The sequence below is a fragment of the Lentilactobacillus raoultii genome (genome assembly GCF_900411375.1).
Lineage (GTDB): Bacteria > Bacillota > Bacilli > Lactobacillales > Lactobacillaceae > Lentilactobacillus > Lentilactobacillus raoultii.
On the sequence record NZ_LS422986.1, the window covers coordinates 204,727 to 225,067 of the forward strand.

Below are 20,341 nucleotides of genomic sequence, written 5' to 3' on the forward strand. Positions count from 1 at the left end.
TTAATGACTATTTAATCCAACGATTTAAAATGAATCGTCAGTCATCTATTAATTTTTAGTCGGCCTGTTTCTTAGCAGCTTCTTTTTCTTTATCAACGGTGGCAGTTGAGTGTCTCATCCCGTAACCAAAGTAAATCAGCATTCCAAAAATAAACCAACCCAGTGCATAAGTTTTGGCTTGAATATCCAAGCCCCAGAAGATTGCCAAGGCACCTAAAAAGCCGAGTGCCGGCAATACTGGGTAAAGTGGCATTTTGAAACTTGGTTCAGGGATGTCCTTGCCCTCACGTGGACGAAGAGCATAGATGCCAATTGAAACGAACATAAAGGCAATCAATGTTCCGGCAGAAATAAGTTGTGCTAAAAATGTAAATGGGAAGAACGCACCCAGCGCAATTCCAATAATGGTCAACACAAGCAATGCCCGATTTGGCAAATTATTGCTCAATTTACCAAGCGCTTTTGGCAGCAAGCCATCACGACCAAATGAATAGAGAAGACGCGAACCAGCAAGCATCATCCCAATCAGGGCAGTAAACATACCGACAACCGCAACGGCTTGGACAACGGTTGCGATGATTTCGTGGCCGCTTTGGCGAAGTGCCCAGCCAACCGGTTCCGCGTTGTTTGCGTAATCAGCGTAACTAAACATCCCAACCAACACCAACGCAACGGCAACGAATAGCAAAACGGCAATTAATAAGGAACCCAGAATCCCGCGGGGCATCGTTTTTTGTGGATTTTTAGCTTCAGCCGAGTTTGCGGCAATTGAATCAAACCCGATGTAAGCCAGAAAGATTTCGGAAACCCCAGCGTAAATTCCCTGCCAGCCACCAAAGGCTGAACCGTCAGCATTTACGTGATACTTTGGAATAAAAGGGGTGTAGTTGTGGGCTTTGATTGCCGTGGCACCAACAAAAATAAATACTAAAATGGCAATGACTTTTAAAATAACCAATGTGTTTTCAACTCGCGCAGTTTGCGATGCGCCTCGTGATAGCAAAGTGGTAACCAATAAAATAACGATAATTGCGAACAAATCCATCAAGCCGCCATTTGAACCGGTTGAAGCGGTTGACAGAACTGCTGGTAGTTTGAAGCCAAGCGGTGAAATCAATCCTTGAAAGTTCGCAGATAGCCCAGATGCAACAAACGCAACGGCAATAAAGTATTCTGCCAGTAGTGCCCAGCCGGCAATCCAGCCCCAGAATTCACCGAAAACCACGTTAATCCAAGAATAGGCTGAACCGGCAAAGGGCATTGCAGCCGCCATTTCAGCGTAAGCAAAAGCCACCATACCGGCAACAATTGCAGCACACAGAAACGATAAGGCAACTGCCGGACCGGCATGCTGGGCGGCAACTACGCCGGGAAGCGTGAAAATTGAGGTGGAAACAATCGTCCCAACACCAAGCGCTAAAAAGTCTTTGGTTGTCAGGCTTCGAATAAGATGGGAATCTTTATCCTGATAAACCAGGGGATCCTCTTTACGGAACATTTTTGCAAAAACACTGCTCATTGACATTCACTCCTAATATTTTCTAAGCATGTTCATTCTAACGATTAACACTGATTTCGATTTTCTAAGAATAACAAATTCTGTTTGCGAATTAAAGAATCATTTGAAATAAATTTAAAGAATCTTTATGTAGAATTATATCAATTTCACAGAAAATAGTGTTAATTAACGTCAGACGTTGCGAGTAGTTTACCGCAAAATCAATGAGATTGTCAATTATTACTCTAATCTTAATTTAATTTTGCAATAAAATTTGGTATAATCTCACCAAGTACGTTTGCGGTTCTGGTTCAATATTTTTAATGAATTAGTGAGCCGGATCAGAAGTTACGGCGTCGAAAAGTGATTGTCGAATTCTGTTTGCGATTTTTATTTGCTCAATGCTGACGAAATCACTATAATGATAGGTGTGTCATTTTGAAAGACCATTGATTTAAAAATTAGGGAATCGGGGGGCGATGTTATGTCGTTGACTATCAAAGAACTCGCAGATGAGTTAGCAGTTTCCAAAACTGCAATTCGGAAACATATGGATGACGAGTTTCGAAGTACATATACGATTAAACAGGGAAATAAAATCCTGATTAAAGATAAGGGTGTCGATGTCTTGAAAGAACAATTCAAGAATTCGGAATCCAGTACTGAGAACTCGACTGAAAATAAAGCAACTGCTTCGGCAGATTCTAGTAACGGTAAGGACACGACGGCGTTATTAGCTGAAACGCTCGAAGATCAGCGTAAACAGATTGAAGAAAAGGATAAACAAATTCGCGAGTTACATCAACTTTTAGATCAATCGCAGCGTTTACAGCTGGATGTTCAAAATAAGTTAAAACAGCTCCAAAATAAGATGGGTAATTCATCGGAAACTAAAGCAATCGAAGAAAACGTAACGGATCAATCAAGTGATAACCAAACTCAATCCGAAGGTTCCACTCAAGGGACCAAAGTTTCTGATAATTATCGGCCAGACCAGATTCTTTCAAGCGATGGTAGTGGCTATCAAGCTGCACCTAAAAAGAAAAAGCACTGGTGGCAATTTGGCCGTTAAAGGCTTTCCAAGACTTCGTTAGCAATTATTTTAACTAAAAACCGCAACCGAGCTTTAATTCCCGGTTGCGGTTTTTAAGACTATTTAAGATAGGAAAGCGGTTTGTTGACTTCCACCTTGGTACCATCGTATTGATCCTTAATATATTTTTGAATAGCTGGTTCATGATAAAGTTTAACCAATTTCTGGTAAGTTTTATGATGCCGGTTCTTTTTAGCTGTTGCGAGAACGTTAATGTTGCTTCTAGTACTGAGATCGATTTTTTCGTGGAAGATCGAATCTTTTAGCACATTTAAGTGGCCCTCTAAAGCCACCGTGTTTGAAATTAAAACAACGTCTACCGTATGAAGGACTCTTGGGCCAGTGGTATCATCAATTTCCTTAAATTTAAGGTGTTTGGGGTTTGAAGCGATATCGGTTGTATTACCCAATGTCCCAAAATGTTTTTTAAGCTTGATTAAGCCGGCACTCTGGAGTAACAACAGTCCCCGAGCAGTGTTGGCCGGGTTATTAGCGATTGCGACCGTTGCGCCATTTGGAATTTGATTGATGTGTTTGTACTTATCTGAATAGATCCCAAGTGGTTCCAGATAAGTGGTGCCCAAAGCGGCTAATTGATTCTTTTTGTGTTCCTGGTTGTAGGCCTTCAAGTAGGCGTAAGACTGAAAAGCATTTACATCAACGCTTCCCTGAGCTGTCGCATTATTCAATTGAACGCCATCCGTAATTTGTTTGGTTTTGATTTTAAGCCCCAATTTTTTGGCCTGTGGGCTTTTGGCAATGTGATTCCAAATATCATAATCAGACCCTTGAGAGCCGACCGTAATGGTTGAATTGGCGGATTTTGCGGAATGATTAGTCAATGTATGAATTCCAAAAATCAGGCCAATAATTATGAGAAGGCTAACAATGGTAATGAGAATGCCTTTTCCTTTTTTCATACGTATTTCTCCTAAATATCAATATTTTTTGAAGAGGCTACATATGCACGGTTTTTTTAGCTAGCCAATCACCGATGATTTGAACTAGAAAAACCAAGATTAAAATGACCAGCATTGCAGCAATGGTCACGTCGTTTTCAAACCGCGCATAACCGATACTGATTGCGATATCACCCAAACCACCTGAACCAATTGCTCCTGCCATAGTGGTTAAGCCAATCAGACTAATAATTGTTACAACTGACGCTCGAATCAGATCTGGTAGTCCTTCGCGCAAATAGATTCTAAAAATAATTTCAAAAGTGCTGGATCCCATTGATCGAGCGGCTTCGATTACTTGAGGATCGATCTCCAAAAGCGCATTTTGAACCTGTCTTGCATAAAATGGGAAAATGCCAACAACCAGTGGGACCAGTGAAGCAGTAGTCCCAACGGTGGTGCCAACAATAAACTCGGTGATTGGAAACATGACTGCTAATAAGATAATAAAGGGAATCGATCTTAAGAAGTTGACGACTTTATCGGTCAGACTGTAAACGTATGGATCCTCGGCGATACCACCGCTTTGAGTGATAACCAGGATCACCCCCACAGCCAAGCCTAAAATGCCGGCAATAATCGATGACCAGATTGTCATGTAGAGAGTTTCGCCAATTGATTGCAAAAATTGCGGCCAAATATGAACCAGATTAGGAAACAGTTGCTTGATCATGATCAATCGCCTCCCCATTTCCAGTTGCTACCAAGTGAACCTGAACGCCGTTTCTATTGAGAAAGTTAATCCCATCGGCTAATTGCTTGGTTTCACCGGATAGGATAATAATCAGATACCCGATTGACGTTGTGCCGATTCGTTCAATGTTACCGAACAGAATATTAGCCTTTAGATGATAAAGCTCGGTTAAATCAGAAATTAACGACTGCTTGGTTGCCTGGCCACGAAATTTCAAAAAGAGTAACCGTTCATTTTGGGAAAGATGCTGCAGACTTTGATCAGCTTTAATCTGGTCCAAGGCTTCCATGACATTGGCGGCTGAATCAACGAAGTCTTGTGTGAGTGCCTGTTGCGGATTTGAGAAGACTTCGGCAACGTCACCACGTTCGATAATTTTGCCTTGATCCATGACGGCAACGTGACGACAAATTGCCTTGATAACTTGCATTTCGTGAGTGATGAGGACAATTGTCAGACCAAGGGTAGCGTTTAGATGTTTTAATAACTTTAAAATATCAGTCGTTGTTTTAGGATCTAACGCACTGGTAGCTTCATCACTGATTAAAACGTCAGGGTCGTTAGCCAGAGCTCGGGCAATCGCGACCCGTTGCTTTTGACCGCCGGACAATTGATCGGGGTAGGATTTTTCAAATTCCCGAAGACCGACCAACTCGAGCAGCTTTTTAGCCTTGGCATGTCGTTGAGGTTTACTAATTGGTTGGCTGAGTAAGGGATATTCCACGTTATTCAACACGGTTCTGGAATTCAACAGGTTAAAGTGTTGGAAAATCATGCCGATTTTCTTTCGGGCCTTTCGTAACAACGGGGCGGATAATTTTTGAAGTTCTTGGCCGCTTACCGTTACAGCACCACTAGTGGGTAGTTGTAACAAGTTAATTGTCCGAACCAGGGTGCTTTTGCCCGCCCCGGAATAGCCGATAATGCCATAAATGTCACCTTGATTAATGGTCAGATTAACGTGGTCGACAGCTCGCAACGGGTGATCAGTTGATTGAAAGGTGACGCTAACATCTTGAAGCTTAATAATTGGCCGTGCGGTTTCTGCCATGACACTCACTTCCCTTGTTAGAATCGTTTTACATACATGATTGATTGAAAAAGTACATGATCAAGCTTCCCAAGCCAAGTTGACGTCTTATCCATCTGGGAGGGGGATGCTGTTATTGATAACGCATGCCGCCATCGACTTGGACGGATTGACCAGTAATGTACTTTGCATCTGGTGACACAAACCAAGCCACAGCGTCCGCAACATCTTCAGGGGTGGCTTCTCTTCCCAAAGAAATTTCGGTTAGGCAGTTTGCCTGCTGTTCCTTAACAGAAATATTTTTAATTTCGGCAGTTCGTTTATCAATACCATCGCGCAATGGTGTTCGGACGATGCCTGGATTATAGGCATTTACGGTAATTTGATATTTGGCCAGTTCTTTTGAAGCTGCCTGAGTTAACCCACGAATGCCAAATTTTGAAGCAGAATAGGCACTTTGAAGTGCTGACGCTTCAACGCCGGCAAGCGAAGCAGCGTTCACAATTCGGCCACCTTTGCCCTGTTTGATAAATTGTTTGGCAGCTGCCTGAATGCCCCAATAAGTTCCCTTCAAATTAACATCGAAAAGTCGCTCCACATCGGCAGGCTTTGAATCGACAAAGGAATCAATAAAGGCCACACCCGCATTGTTCACAAAGACGGCTAGCTCACCCAAATCATTAACCGCTGTCTTAACCAGATCAAAAACCTCTTCGCGATGGGCAACGTCGACGTAGTAGGCCTTAGCTTTGTATCCCGAATCTTTAAGTTGTTTAGCGACTTTTTTAGCAGTTCGTTGATTGATATCAGCGACCGCAATGGCGTAACCTTCTTTGGCTAAACGCTTGGCAATCCCTTCACCGATTCCCTGACCTGCACCTGTTACAATTGCTAACTTTGACAATTTAATCACTCCTTTAAATTTTGGTACTAAAAAACGCTCCTGTAATTAACTTACAGAAGCGTTCATTCGCTGTACCATTCTGAGTTCACTTAATCAGTTACCTAAAAAAGTCTCGCCAACCATCGTAAGAAATGGTGTGTCTAGTAACGAAGACCAGCCCGTTTAGTGCTTTTGCCTAAGCGATCACACTAACCAATCATCGGCCATTTTCATTTCCGCACAAGGATCGGCTCTCATCAACCGCCGACTCTCTGAACAATGTTTGAAAACTACTTTCCGAATCAACTTGTTTAGATAACAATATTAAAATCAAATGAAATTAACACCATTAAAAATAGCAGGCAATGAAGAATTTGTCAAATAAAGTGAGCGAAAGCCAGCGATTAAACTCCGGAGTGTAAGGCGTCGATTGGAGGAATCCTGTTTTTGGATTTATCCAATCGATCCCTTACATGCAGGAGTTTGCTGGGTGTAACTGTCCTAAAAAGTGAGCGGATTCAAGCGGTTAATTCACGGAGACTAAGGCGTCACTTGGAGAAATCCTGCCTTTGGATTTTTTCAAGTGATCCCTTAGACGCAGTGAATTGCTTGAAGCAGCTGTCCTAAGAAAGTGAGCGGAACCAGTAACTTACGTCATCACTCAATCGAAACCAGCTGGACGTTACTTGCACCACTGATTTGTTTGAGATTATTTAAGAGGTCATCAACTGTCCCGGTTAGGTGACTTAAGTCTAGGGAAATGACAATACTGGCGATATTGTGAATGGGAATGTTTTGGTTGATCGTCAAAACGCTGGCACTTGATTCAGAAACGGTTTGCAGAATTTTTGAAAGCATGCCACGGCGATTTTCCAACATCAGTGAGATGACGGCCTTTCGATCAATCATATTTTCTTCCGGCAAAAAAACTAAATCTTTATATTTATAATACGTTCCACGACTAATCCCGACAATCTTCACGGCTTCGCTGACTTGCCTGACTTTGCCACTTTCTAACAATTGTCTCGCCTGAATGACCTTATCAAATGATTCAGGGAGAATCGAGCTATCAACGATGTAGTACTTTTCCACGTTCAATTACCTCACTCTGAACACCAGTCAGATCGACAGCCAATTTTCTGATTTTCCAATCCGGAAAGGCGGTTTTGGCATTTTGCAAAATGGCATCTGCTGATTTTTCATTGGGCGTGATTGCCATCATTGTCGAACCACTGCCACTAATATACATAGTACCATTTGATTGCTCGGAAATGGCTTTTGCCTGAGCATAATCCGGAATTAATTTTGCTCGATAGGGTTCATGCATTCGATCATCGCATGCTTTATGAATTAAGTGCATGTCACCCAACTCTAAAGCTTTTGTCATCACCGCGCATCGGCTGACCTGATGAATGGTATCCGCGTAACTCATTGATTTTGGCAGTACTTTTCGGGCAGCTCGCGTGCTAACTTCGTAATTCGGGATTAGTGCGACAAGGTTCAGTTGGTCATTGACATCATACTTAACGACGGTCGGGCGATTTTGCTCGTCCAAGAAAGAGACACAGAGACCGCCAAGAATGGCTGGCGTTACATTATCCGGATGGCCTTCCATTTCAGTAGCAAGCACCAGCAACTGGTCGGAAGAGATAGCATTGTCAAACCAGGTGCTGGCAGCTTTTAAACCGGCAACGATGCAGACGGATGAACTACCAAGCCCGCGAGCCACTGGAACGTCGGTATCGATTGAAATTTTAATGTTTGGTACCGGCTTATCCAGGTAATCACACCCTTTCACAAAGGCTTGGTAGACTAAATTGTCTTCGGTTTGAAATTCAATTGGACACCCAGTGATCTCAAGCTTTTCGGCACTCTCTTCAAAACTGATTGTTGAGTAAAATGAAACCGCCAGACCCATACAGTCAAATCCGACGCCGACATTGGCACTAGTTGCTGGAACTTTGATCTTTATCATAGAAAACGGCCTCCGTTTGTTCTTTAACGTATTTTTTCATATCTGACTTTTGAATAACACTTTCATGTCGGACCGGTAATTGCCAAACCTTTTGTAGATTCTCGGGAATTGGTGCGTGGGTTTTAGCGGCCAGATCTTTCATGGTTTGGAGCACATCTTGTGAATCAGCCTCTTCTGGTAAAACGGCTTTGGCGACAGCATTGACAAATTTATAAGGACTGGCAGTACTGAGCAGGACCATGGGTGTCTGATCTGATTTTTGATAGTCCCGCATGACTTTGTAGCCCGCTGCGGTGTGAGGATCCATCAGGTAACCGTTTGAGTCATAAACTTGGTTGATTGACGCTTCAATCTCGGCGTCAGTACTATAGCCGCAGTAAAAGTCGGCTTGAATGGCTTTTAAAACTGCCGGTGAAACCTGATATTTCCCGGTTTGTTCCAAGTCGTCCATCAATTGTTTGACGTAAGTACTGTCTTGGCCACTTTTGTAGTAGAGTAGGCGCTCAAAATTACTGGAAATTTGAATATCCATGCTGGGTGCTACGGTTTGGAAGAACGGTCGATTTCGATCGTAGACACCGTGTTCAAAAAAGTTTGCCAAGACATTATTTTCGTTGCAGGCAATCACAAACTTTTTAACCGGTAAACCAAGTAGTTTTGCGTAATAACCGGCCAAAACATCACCAAAGTTACCGGTTGGAACAGTGAAATTGACTTGATCACCGACCTTGATGTCGCCGTTATTGACGAGCTGTTTATAAGCATCGAAATAATAAACCACTTGGGGAATTAATCGGCCAATATTAATCGAATTGGCACTTGAGAGACTGACAGCACTTCCTAATTGTGCTCTTAATGTGTTATCATTAAAAATTAATTTAACATTTGTTTGCGCGTCATCAAAATTACCCTTAATCGCTGCAACCCGGGTGTTATGGCCACCAGTTGTCACCATTTGCAGCTTTTGAATTTTGCTGACGCCGCCATCGGGATAAAAGACGATGATGCCCATGTTATCGAGATCTTTAAATCCTTCCAGAGCCGCTTTCCCAGTGTCACCACTGGTAGCAGTTAAGATCATGACCTTCTGATCGTTAACCAGAACGTGCTTCATCAATTGTGGGAGAAGCTGAAGGCCAACGTCTTTAAAGGCACTGGTTGGACCATGAAACAATTCCAAGACGTGAAAGTCGTCAACGTTGACGACTGGCGTAATTTTATCTGAGTCAAAGCTTGACTGATAAGCCTGATCAACACTTTCAGCGATTTCACCCGTTGAGAAGTCCGGCAACAATTTTGCCAGGACGGTTTTGGCAATCTCTGAGTAGTCCAGAGTCAGGATTTTTTGCAAATCCAACTGGTCCTCTCCCAGATTTGGGTAAACGAATAAGCCCTTGTCATCGGCAAACCCTTTTTTAATTGCTTCTTTAGCTGATATAGAGACTGAATTGTTTCTGGTGCTCGTATAATTTTTATTCATCGACTTTTACTCCTTGCATTTCTGTGACTATTATGATAATCTGTTTTCAGTTAAAAAACAAGTGTTTATTATTAATGAACAAAAGAGAGAAACGGGAGGTTGAAGCTGTGAATATTGCAATACTGGGGTTTGGAACGGTCGGAACAGGTGTCTATAAAATTATTAAGAAGGCAAATCGTTTAACCCAAAACCTCCATGTCAAACATGTGTTGATTCGAAAAAATAAAAAACCGGAATTACCGGAAATGACTGACAGTTATGAAGAAATTTTAAATGATCAGGATCTTGATGTCGTGGTTGAAGTCATTGGCGGGATTGAACCGGCACATCAGTACATACTTGAAGCGCTCAAACATAAGAAACACGTGATCACCGCTAATAAGGCGGTGATTGCCCGTTACATGGATGAGTTTACGAAAGTGGCCGATGAAAATGGCGTCAAGTTCTACTTCGAATCCAGTGTTGGTGGGGGCATTCCTTGGATTCAAGGATTGGAACGTGCTTTACGGGTTGATGACGTTAACAAGATTCAAGGGATCTTCAATGGCACCAGCAATTTTATTCTTGATCAGATGAAACGAAGTGGCGAAACCTTCAACGAAGTCTTATTAAAAGCTCAGGCGCTGGGATATGCTGAAGCCGATCCAAGTGCTGATATTGACGGACTGGATGTTGCCAATAAATTATGTATCAGCTGTGATATTGCTTACGATTACTTTGTGAAGCCGACGGAAGGACTGCCGATCTTTGGGATTCGGAATATTACCGAAGACGATATTGCCCATTTCTCCAGTAAAGGCTATACGGTCAAATTAATGGGCAAGAGCCACCAACGCGGTGACGAATTTGACTATGTTGTTGAACCGACGCTTTATCATGGTGATACCCTTGAGGCGAATACTTGCGACAATTACAATCTGATTTCATTACATGGTCAAACGATTGGTAACTTGAAGTTTATGGGTCAGGGAGCTGGGCAACTCCCAACGGCCAATGCGGTGATTCAAGATATTTTGGATATTTTCCAGAAAAAAGAGCATTTAAAACGCGGCTTTAAGAGCCGGTTGAAGTACCGGTCGGATATGACCAGAAGCAATTACATTGTGCGTTCGGAAATCGATTGTGCGCATTTGTTTGCGAAATTCAATCCATGCACGCGGGGCGACTATCTTCTGGTTCAGCAAATTCCGATTGGCGAAATGCACCGCTTGATGAAACGGGTTTTGGAAAAAGATGAAACGGCCTTTATGGCCAGTCTACCAAGCAAAGAGGGTGAATCAGCATGAAAGTAGCGAAATTTGGCGGGAGTTCGGTAGCTGATGCTGAACAGTTTAAAAAGGTTAAAGCAATTGTCATGGGAAATGACGATCGGCGGGCTATTGTGGTGAGTGCGGCTGGTAAAAGTGTCAGTGAGCCTGTCAAGGTTACCGATTTGTTAATCAAAATTGAACAATTGCGCGATGCAGGACGAGATTATCTGCCGGTTTTCAATCATATTGCCAAACGATTTGTGGCGATTCGGGATGAACTGGGATTAAACGTGGCTATTGAAGATGATTTACGAACCATTAAGCAGCAAATTCCCCAAGCCAGCCATGATTACCTGGTTTCTCGGGGAGAATTTCTGACGGCTAAGTTGATGGCAGACTTCTTGGGGTTTCGGTTTATTGATGCCAGTCGATTTATGTTCTTCAGCTGTGATCACTTCGATTATAAAGCCGCTGGGAACCGGCTGAAAGCAATTATTTCACAAAGTTCGCGAATTGTGGTTCCCGGTTTCTATGGTGTCGATGAAGCGGGAATGACCCATTTGATGCCTCGTGGCGGATCTGACATTTCGGGCGCAATTTTGGCAAATTTGTTAAATGCCGATCTTTATGAGAATTGGACGGATGTTTCGGGAATTAAAATGGCCGATCCAAGAATTATTGATCAGTCACGAAAGATTAATGAGCTGACATATGAAGAGTTGCAGGAATTATCTTACATGGGCATCAGTGTCTTTCAAGAGGAAGCTGTTCAGCCGGTTAGAAAAAAGCAAATTCCAATTGCCATTTTGAATACCAATCACCCCGAAGAGGATGGCACATTGGTTGTTGATCATGTCAGAGAGAATGCGGCTGGGTTGATAACCGGAATTGCCGGCAAAAGAGACTATGTCATTATCTCGATCAACAAGTATCAGTTGAGTAAACGACTTGATATTTTATCACAGGTTTTTGCCATTATTCAGCGCTTCAACGTTTCCTTTGAGTACTTACCTTCTGGAACAGATTCGTTTAGTTTTCTTGCTAAACGCTCAGCCGTTGCTAATCAAGTCGAAGCAATTATCAATGCGCTTGAGGACGAGGTTGATTTAGATAGCGTTAAGTTGGAGACCGGGATTTCTTTGGTGGCAGTAGTATCTGATCAACTAAGTAAGCGTCCGGCAATTGCTGGTAAAATCTTAGATATTTTGGACAGCAGTCAAATTAAGATTCATTTGGTTATCCAAGAGAGCAGTGATATTAAGCTGGTCTTTGGGGTTGCTAATCAGGATTATGAAAAAACGATTGAAAAGATCTATCGTAATGTTAACGCAAACGAAAAAAAGTTGAGAATGGCCATTTAGATTAATGGTCAATCTAACAAAAAAGTCGCCCGATGAAGAAGGACGGCTTTATTTATCGATAATCTTTTGAGAAACAGACTTGACTTAATGCTTGAATTTTTTAAGACTGGTTTTTACGTAATAAACCAAGTAACATCCGATTAGAAACGGAATCATATAAAACAGTGCAGGCCGTTGAGTTGGATCAAAGACAATTAAGAGACAGGACAGAAGACTAAGAACGAAAGCGGCCCACGGTACCAGTGGATACCAGGGTGTTTTAAATTTCAAATCGGCTTTGCGATGACCAGCCTTTAGCCACCTCTTTCTGAATTTGATTTCAGAGTAAGCAATCGCCATCCAGACCAGCACCACTGCTAATCCAGAAATTGAAACCAAAACTAAATAGACAGTCGAGGCGGCGATCACACTTGAGATGAGCGCTAAGATTCCGCCTAACATGCTGAGAACTAACGCAATCATCGGCACACCATGGGAATTGGTTTTGGCGTACTTTAATGGGATCATGCCCTCATGAGCTAAAGACCACAGCATTCTGGTTGCTGCATAGAGCCCAGAATTAGCTGCAGATAAAATGGCCGTTAAAACAACAAAGTTCATCAGATCACCGGCAAACGGTAACCCGATTCGATTAAAAACCAGAACGAACGGGCTTTGGTTAACACCGGCTTTTTGCCAAGGGATCAAGGCTGCCATGACCGTGATACTGCCGACAAAAAAGATCACTAACCGAAGCAAAGTTGTGTGAATAGCTTTTGGAATATTTTTTTCCGGATCTTTAGTTTCGCCGGCAGTTACCCCGATTAATTCAGTCCCGGAAAAAGCAAAATTAACTGTGAGCATAGTGGTAAACACACCCCTAAAACCATTTGGAAAAAGGCCATCTTTTACTAAGTTATGAAAAAGTGGTGCGTGTGAATACCCTTTGATTGGGATGATTCCGAAAATGGCCAAACCGCCTAAAACGATAAATAGAATAATGGCAATCACTTTAATGCTTGAGAACCAAAATTCAGTTTCGGCAAAAAAGCGCACTGACAGGGCATTTGAAGTGAAGATAAGTACCATGAATAACAAGCTCCAAATCCAGGTTGGCGAATTGGGAAACCAAGTGCGCATAATTAAACCAGCTGCTGTGAATTCGGATCCGAGCGCCACCGTCCATGTCAGCCAGTAGAGAATTGCAACAGTGAACCCGGTAGCCGGGCCAATGAATTTGTCAGCGTAAACGTGGAAGGATCCGGTTTGAGGCATTGCAACTGACAATTCTCCCAAACACAGCATCACCAGGTACACGATAATGGCGCCAACTCCATAAGCTAAAATAGTTCCAATTGGGCCGGCTTGATGAATTGTGTAGCCGGAACTTAAAAACAGCCCAGTGCCAATGACGCCGCCTAGTGAAATCATTAGAAGATGTCGAGATTCCATTTTACGTTCAAGGGCAATATGTGGTTTTGTTTTCAAATAAAGCACCTCCAGGCAATTGATTTTTTCTCATTTTGCGCTAAAATGATTAGAATCTAATACATAACAGAATGCACTAAATTAAGCGAAGTTACAAGCTAAAATTATTGGAGGACAATGATGACAGATTTAATCAGGGAAGATTTAAAAAGCAATCGGGCACTGGTTTTGGACGGCGCCATGGCGACCGAATTAGAGAAACATGGCGTTGATACGGCAAATGAGTTGTGGTCGGCAACGGCATTGATCGATCACCCAGAAGCAGTTAAAGCAGTTCATACCAGTTACTTTGAAGCTGGTGCGGATATTGCCATCACCGATACCTACCAGGCTAATGTTGAAGGCTTTAAAAAAGCTGGGTTTAGTGAGGCTCAAAGTGAGCACCTGATTACCGAAGCTGTTCGGTTGGCGTCAGAAGCCCGTGATGAATTTTACGCCACATTACCAACTTCTCGTCGGGCAGCGCGAGCATTGTACCCGCTGGTAGCTGGCAGTGTTGGACCATACGGTGCCTATCTGGCGGATGGCAGTGAATACACCGGCAATTATCGATTATCGACTGAAGCTTATCGCGATTTTCATCAACGTCGGATGCGCTTAATGGCAGAAGCCGGCGTTGACGTTTTTGCGTTTGAGACGCAACCCAACTTTGAAGAAACTAAGGCATTGGCGGGCCTTCTGCGAGACAAGTTTCCGCATCACTTTGCCTGGTTGTCATTTAGTATTAAGGATCCAAGTCATTTATGTGATGGGACACCCTTGGCAGAAGCCGTTGCTTATTTCGAGAACAATCCTCAGATTAGTGCAATTGGAGTAAATTGCACGTCGATGAACTTAATTGAAGCCAGTATTAAAACGATTGCGGAAAATACCCAAAAACCAATTATTGTTTATCCAAACAATGGCGATCTTTATGATCCGAAAACGAAAACCTGGACACCTAACCCCAATGCGACGAACTTTGCTGAACTAACGCCTAAGTGGCTGGCTGCTGGTGCTAAAATTATTGGCGGTTGCTGTCGAACAACGCCGGCTGATATCAAGCAGGTTGCTGAAAGTGTGCAATAGAAATTATCTTTGTGAAGTCAAATCGGAAACCTAAATTAAGAGGTTTCCGATTTTTTGGCGAAGGCAGTGTTTGCTTTCGATGTAAATGACGTGTAAAGAAAGCCACACTTATTTTAAACTCGAAGTTTTGTTACGATGCTATTATCTTAATGTTGCCGGTTAATCGACAATCCAATTTAGAGGGTGGCACACTATTTTGAAGAATTCACTGAGAAAAACGATCTTGATGACATTAGTAGTGAGCAGCTGGCTGATCATGGATTTACAGATTCATACAGCTGCTAAAACAGTTTTATCAGTCCCAAAGATGTACCAATTATTGACGACAACTAAAAATGAGCCGCCAACACGGGTTAAGAACGACCAAAAAGTCAGTTTTGATATTATTTTAAAGCCAAAACCTGGATGCAATCTTGAAAAAGAGGCGCTTTCGATCAATACACCCGGTAGTTCTGATTTCAAACACTTTTTAACGCCAACAGAAATTGGCATGAAGTTTGGGGCTCCAAAGGCAACCATTGATCAGTGGCAACGATTATTACGACGCTATTCATTGAAAGCGATTCCCTTAAAAAACCGCTTGATGATCCGTGTCTTTGGAAGGGTGAACAAAATTGACCACCTGTTTCGAACAAATTTGAATACCGCGTGTTATCACCAAAATGTTGTTCAATTCGGTGATCAATTACCTCACATTCCACGCAAATTAAGCGAAACAGTTTGGACAATTGTGGGTCTGACGGATCATAATCGACATTACATTAACGCCGATTCAGATATCGACTTACCCTTTTTAAGGAAACCAGTTCAAAAGATGCCACTTAAATTGGGGTTCACGGATAGATTCACTAAGCACTATCACGTGACACCACTTTACAAAAAAGGATTGACTGGCAAAGGTCAAACCGTTGGCATCATTGCACTTGAAGGTGCCCGGGAAAGTAACATCTATCACTTTTGGCATCATGAAAAAGTTTCCACTCGTCGAAAAAGGTTGACGGTCCAGCCGATCCTGTCACCGTTATATAATACTCGAGATAGTGAGTCGGACTCTGATGAAACGACAATGGATGCTGAATATGCCGGTTCAGTCGCCCCTGATGCTAATGTGAAAATCTATCTGGTTAAAAATGGGGCACCAACATTGACCAATCTTATTGACGCTTATGAAAAAGCTTTTAATGACAATATTGTTAGCAGCACGACCAACAGTTGGGGGTTAATGGATAGTGGGACTGTTTCAATCTTACGACATCGCCGTTTATTGACGCCGGTTTATCGACAATTATTAACGTTCGTGTTAGCTCAGGGCGCGATTCAAGGAATTTCCAATTTTATTGCTTCCGGTGATGCTGGTGCTTACAAATATATGGTTAAATCGGTCAAACGAAATCAGTTATTGCTTGATCGGACACTCGATGCTTCAGATTTTTCGGATACTAATCAGCTGATCACCTCTGTTGGAGGTACCACATTACCATTGCACTTAAAAGGCAGCCCCAAAGAATCAATTATTAATAAACGTGAGCGTGCCTGGGGAACCGACTACCTCTGGCCATTTTTGAAAAAACACCCGATTGTTTTTCAGGCCAACCCAGGCTTACTGAATGGGTTTGTGGCTGGAAGTGCAGGCGGTTTTGATCATTGTTATTCAACGCCGGCATACCAGCTTAATGTACCGGGAATTAATACTTTTAAGGCTCAAAACTTCCTATCAGCACTTGGCCAACCGGCTTTTAGCCACCAAGTTATTTCAGGAGTCGATTACGGCCGGAATTATCCGGATGTTTCAGCGAATGCAGATGAGATGACTGGTTATTGGATGTATCAAAGGATTAAGGATCACCCTAGACATGCATGGTCTGATGGCGGTGGGACTAGCGTTGTTTCACCACAATATGCTGCCGTCACTGCCTTGATTAACAGTCAACCCGGTCGAAAGCGGATGGGATTTTGGAATCCCCAGATTTATCAATTGGCCCAGCAAGCCGATTCACCATTCACGCCGCTTAATCGTACTCAAAACAACTCCAATTTATATTATGTTGGCCAACCGGGGACAATTTATAATCAGGCAACCGGTCTGGGGATTCCCAATTTCGAACAATTAGCAAAAGTTTACCAATAGGGAGGTATTTCAAGAAAAAATTGAGCAAGTCTTTAAATTCCAAAAGCCGGTAAATACTGCACCGTTCCGTTGACGCCCTTGAGGCCATTTGGCGTGAGTGCCTTGATCATGAACGTATCATCTGGAGCTGGGAATGGTGGTTTGATTTTAAATAAACTGGCTCTTTGATAGCCGAACTTGGAATAATAATCCGGCCAACCCAGGACACTGATAAATGGGTAACCAGCTTTTTTAGCTCGTTGCTCCAATTCGGCCAGGATTTGTTGCCCAATCCCCTGTTTTTGCTTGGCTGGTGCAACTGACAACGGGGCCAAACACAAGCCGGTTGTTGATTGGGATGCGTTTTTTACCTTCACTTCATTAAGCAGCCCATGGCCGACAATTTGGCCCATTTGATCGGCCACAACTTCAAATGACTTTCGGTAAGTTGGTGCCAGTCGAAGCTTTTCTACCAGCTCAGCTTCGTTACTATAGCCACTTGGTGATTTTGAAAAAGCCGTCATGATTAAATTTGAAATGGCGGCGTAGTCTTCTTTGCGGACGGTCCTAATTTGCACTTGAACATCTCCATTAATTATTTTCGATTCGATTTACGGGTAAGTTTTGCCGTGACTAGCCAGCTGAGAAGCATGATCACAGTCCCGATAATTACTAGCGGAAGCGCTAACTGTTCGTTTCCGAGAAAAAGTGAGATCACTGCACCGATACACAATAACATTGAAATGAGTCCAGTAATGCCAATTAATAATCTCACGTGAACCCCTTCTTCCACTACGTATTCTTGTATTCACTATACCTTATTTAAGGATTGGGAATCAACTTAATCAAATTAAATTGATGAATCACAACGATCCGGCGAAAGCTTTTCATGGCTTTAATCTAGGCATTATTTGATGTATTTCACTAAAATAAAGCCTTTTTTCTTCCCCTCAAACGGGTTTATGATGATTAAATGCGCACTTAACGTTTAATAAATCATATTGGGGGACTTGAATCGTGACCGAAACGCAAACTTCAAACGAAAACCAAAAACAGACCCACCCATTCTTCGTTATTTCAATCATTTCATTAATGACGTTCATGGGTGTTTTGACTGAAACATCCATGAATGTTACCTTTCCGACACTTATGAAACAGTTTCATGTGTCGTTAACCACGGTTCAATGGGTGACAACGGGGTATTTATTAACAGTGGCGCTTTTGATGTTGACATCCGCCTTTTTAAAACGCCGCTTTACCAATAAGCAGTTGTTTGTTTGCGCCGCGCTGTTATTTATGACTGGTGATTTTCTAGGTGGCATTGCTGGCAGCTACTGGGTCTTATTACTGGGACGGCTGATTCAGGCTGGTTGTGTTGGCTTAACCGGTCCACTAATGGTGAATATCATTATGGATACGGTACCGGCGACAAAGTTTGGAACTTATATGGGAATGGCGAACTTGATTATTTTGATTGCACCGGCTTTAGGTCCGACTTTCGGCGGGACAGTTGCCTATTTTGCGAGTTGGAGAATGATTTTTTGGATAACGTTGCCAATTACGGCGTTGCTACTGGTTCTCGGCGTTTTTAAAATCAAACAGTACGTGCCGACACGAAAGTATGAATTCGACTGGTTGCGGTTTGCGTTGTTGGCAATTGGTTTGACCAGCTTAATCATGGGACTGAACATTATGGGTGAACCAAATGGGTTGCTTGATTGCCTGGGATACTTTGTAGTTACGGTCATCACTTTCAGCTTGTTTGGCTGGCGTTCTAAGTATAGTCATAAGGCCTTATTTAAGTTGTCAGTGTTTAAACATCCCTCGTTCATCTATAGTTTTCTTCCTTATATTCTGCTTCAGGCTTCAAATATCGGGATCAACTTTTTGTTGCCAAACTACGTTCAGGTGGTTGATGGCGCCAGCGCCTTTGTTGGTGGGCTGGTACTGCTTCCCGGTAGTGTATTGAATGGCTTGGGACAGCCGATTTACGGGTGGATGTTGGATCGATACGGTGGCAAACTACCACTATACCTGGGAAATGCTTTATTTTTCGTAACCGCACTTGGGTTTACCGCGTTTGGCCGACACTTAACCATTTGGGCAATTATTTTATTGTACTTGTTTTTTGCGATGGGCCGATCGATGGCCTTTGGAAATAGTATGACTTATGGCCTCAAAATTTTGAGTACAGACGTTCGAAACGATGCCAATGCCGTTTATAGTACAGGACAGCAAGTTGCCGGATCAATCGGAACAACGGTGATGGCCGTTTTAATGAGTTCAATAACGGTACCTCACTTGACGAATGCGCAAAATGTTGCCCTGGGTAGTCAAATTGCCTTTGGATTAATTCTATTAATTGGGACAGTTAATTTTTGGTTCTTCACAAAATTATTTAAAATTAAAGTTTCAAAAAATGAGTAACTTGTCCAGTGGATTAAAGAGCTGGCTAGTTAACTAAAACCCCGTAGAAGTAACGCTTTCGCACATTGCTTCTACGGGGTTTAATTGATGGATTCGGGGGGATTAGCCCTTTAAAAAGTCAGGCTGTTTAAATTCTGGGTTGGGATACTGATAGAAGCCCTCGCCAGATTCTTGGCCGAGTTTTCCTTGATCCAATAATTCCTTTAATTTATCGAGAATTGGCTGCAATTCCGGTTTGTTCGGTAATTCAGCAGCTGTGATATTATAGGCAGTTCGAATTCCGACAGCGTCCAAAATCCCAAATGGACCAAAGGGAGCACCGGTCGCAATGATCCAGGTTCGATCAATGGTGTGCGGATCGGCAACTCCGTTAATCCAAAGCTTTTCAGCAGCGTCCAAGAAGGGAACCAGTAGGGAATTAAGAATATAGCCCGGTTGTTCCTTCTTTAGTTGAATTGGTACCATCCCGATATCTCGAGCATATTGAACAATCTCGTTATAAACTGCCGGGTCGGTTTCAGGTGACCCCATAATTTCGGCGGTGTTGTTTAGCCAAACTTGGTTTGAAAAGTGCATATTCAAAAACTGCTTTGGTCGACCGGTGTCAGCCGCAAACATACTTGGCACCAAAGTTGATGAATTACTTGCAAAAATGGTTTTACTTGGCGCCAAGGTGCTGATTTTTTGGTAGAAATCGTGTTTAATATCTGGTCGTTCAGGAACGGCTTCGATAATCAGATCAGCGTCTTTTGTCGCCTGAGCAAGGTCATCCGTGTATGTCAGATGATTAAGGCCGGCATCGAATGCCTCATCACTAGCCGCAATATCCCGATGATAAGCAGGGCGCAAGTTTTTGATCCGTGCTTTGGCTTTGTCGATCGCTTCTTGATTGATATCATAAACGGTGACGTCGAAACCCTTAAACGCACTTTGAAAAGCAATCTGGCTCCCTAAAACGCCACTACCGGCAACGGTTACCTTTTTGATTACCATGAAAAATTCCTCCTTGCAATAATGTAAACGTTTTCTTTTCCTAACAACTTAAATAT

The 20,341-nt window shown here is 42.7% G+C and carries 17 protein-coding genes; 6 read left to right on the forward strand and 11 right to left on the reverse strand.

Going from position 1 to position 20,341, the window contains the following annotated elements:
• Positions 1–55: 55 nt before the first annotated feature.
• The gene (locus ED605_RS06650) at positions 56–1,519 is read right to left on the reverse strand and encodes an APC family permease (RefSeq protein ID WP_121978112.1); all 1,464 of its coding nucleotides are present in this window, start codon (positions 1,517–1,519) and stop codon (positions 56–58) included.
• 463 nt (positions 1,520–1,982) lie between these two features.
• Between ED605_RS06650 and ED605_RS06655 the strand changes: the two genes are divergently transcribed.
• Positions 1,983–2,570 (forward strand): replication protein B, encoded by a 588-nt coding sequence (locus ED605_RS06655; RefSeq protein ID WP_121978113.1) that lies wholly within the window; start codon positions 1,983–1,985, stop codon positions 2,568–2,570.
• A gap of 80 nt (positions 2,571–2,650) precedes the next feature.
• On the opposite strand, the gene ED605_RS06660 is transcribed toward ED605_RS06655, so the two are convergent.
• From ED605_RS06660 to thrC, 7 genes are all read right to left on the reverse strand, one after another.
• A complete protein-coding gene (locus ED605_RS06660) occupies positions 2,651–3,511 on the reverse strand; it encodes a MetQ/NlpA family ABC transporter substrate-binding protein (RefSeq protein ID WP_121978114.1) in 861 nt (286 codons plus the stop codon).
• 37 nt (positions 3,512–3,548) lie between these two features.
• Positions 3,549–4,223, reverse strand: a complete 675-nt coding sequence (locus ED605_RS06665; RefSeq protein WP_121978115.1) for a methionine ABC transporter permease — start codon at positions 4,221–4,223, stop codon at positions 3,549–3,551.
• Complete coding sequence (locus ED605_RS06670) at positions 4,201–5,295, reverse strand: methionine ABC transporter ATP-binding protein (RefSeq protein ID WP_121978116.1); 1,095 nt, start codon at positions 5,293–5,295, stop codon at positions 4,201–4,203. The genes ED605_RS06665 and ED605_RS06670 overlap by 23 nt, the downstream gene beginning before the upstream one ends.
• Positions 5,296–5,407: 112 nt before the next feature.
• Positions 5,408–6,178, reverse strand: a complete 771-nt coding sequence (locus ED605_RS06675) for an acetoin reductase (RefSeq protein ID WP_121978117.1) — start codon at positions 6,176–6,178, stop codon at positions 5,408–5,410.
• Between the two features lie 636 nt (positions 6,179–6,814).
• On the reverse strand, positions 6,815–7,249 hold the full coding sequence (locus ED605_RS06680; protein WP_121978118.1) for an ACT domain-containing protein: 435 nt from the start codon (positions 7,247–7,249) through the stop codon (positions 6,815–6,817).
• Positions 7,227–8,132, reverse strand: coding sequence for a homoserine kinase (gene thrB, locus ED605_RS06685; protein ID WP_121978119.1), 906 nt, complete (start codon positions 8,130–8,132; stop codon positions 7,227–7,229). The genes ED605_RS06680 and thrB overlap by 23 nt, the downstream gene beginning before the upstream one ends.
• A complete protein-coding gene (gene thrC / locus ED605_RS06690; protein WP_121978120.1) occupies positions 8,104–9,612 on the reverse strand; it encodes a threonine synthase in 1,509 nt (502 codons plus the stop codon). The genes thrB and thrC overlap by 29 nt, the downstream gene beginning before the upstream one ends.
• A gap of 74 nt (positions 9,613–9,686) precedes the next feature.
• On the opposite strand from thrC, the gene ED605_RS06695 reads away from it, so the two are divergent.
• Complete coding sequence (locus ED605_RS06695; protein ID WP_121978121.1) at positions 9,687–10,898, forward strand: homoserine dehydrogenase; 1,212 nt, start codon at positions 9,687–9,689, stop codon at positions 10,896–10,898.
• Positions 10,895–12,223, forward strand: a complete 1,329-nt coding sequence (locus ED605_RS06700; protein WP_121978122.1) for an aspartate kinase — start codon at positions 10,895–10,897, stop codon at positions 12,221–12,223. The genes ED605_RS06695 and ED605_RS06700 overlap by 4 nt, the downstream gene beginning before the upstream one ends.
• Positions 12,224–12,307: 84 nt before the next feature.
• On the opposite strand, the gene ED605_RS06705 is transcribed toward ED605_RS06700, so the two are convergent.
• Positions 12,308–13,654 (reverse strand): amino acid permease, encoded by a 1,347-nt coding sequence (locus ED605_RS06705; RefSeq protein ID WP_121978321.1) that lies wholly within the window; start codon positions 13,652–13,654, stop codon positions 12,308–12,310.
• 156 nt (positions 13,655–13,810) lie between these two features.
• Between ED605_RS06705 and mmuM the strand changes: the two genes are divergently transcribed.
• Complete coding sequence (gene mmuM / locus ED605_RS06710; protein ID WP_121978123.1) at positions 13,811–14,758, forward strand: homocysteine S-methyltransferase; 948 nt, start codon at positions 13,811–13,813, stop codon at positions 14,756–14,758.
• A 196-nt stretch (positions 14,759–14,954) separates the two neighbouring features.
• On the forward strand, positions 14,955–16,886 hold the full coding sequence (locus ED605_RS06715; protein WP_225419065.1) for a S53 family peptidase: 1,932 nt from the start codon (positions 14,955–14,957) through the stop codon (positions 16,884–16,886).
• A gap of 32 nt (positions 16,887–16,918) precedes the next feature.
• On the opposite strand, the gene ED605_RS06720 is transcribed toward ED605_RS06715, so the two are convergent.
• The gene (locus ED605_RS06720) at positions 16,919–17,443 is read right to left on the reverse strand and encodes a GNAT family N-acetyltransferase (RefSeq protein ID WP_121978124.1); all 525 of its coding nucleotides are present in this window, start codon (positions 17,441–17,443) and stop codon (positions 16,919–16,921) included.
• Positions 17,444–17,882: 439 nt separating this feature from the next.
• On the opposite strand from ED605_RS06720, the gene ED605_RS06730 reads away from it, so the two are divergent.
• Positions 17,883–19,292, forward strand: coding sequence for an MFS transporter (locus ED605_RS06730; RefSeq protein ID WP_121978126.1), 1,410 nt, complete (start codon positions 17,883–17,885; stop codon positions 19,290–19,292).
• A 102-nt stretch (positions 19,293–19,394) separates the two neighbouring features.
• Here the strand turns inward: ED605_RS06730 and ED605_RS06735 are convergent, their stop codons facing one another.
• Entirely contained in the window at positions 19,395–20,285 is an 891-nt protein-coding gene (locus ED605_RS06735) for a 3-hydroxyacyl-CoA dehydrogenase (protein WP_121978127.1), read from the reverse strand.
• Between the last annotated feature and the right edge of the window lie 56 nt (positions 20,286–20,341).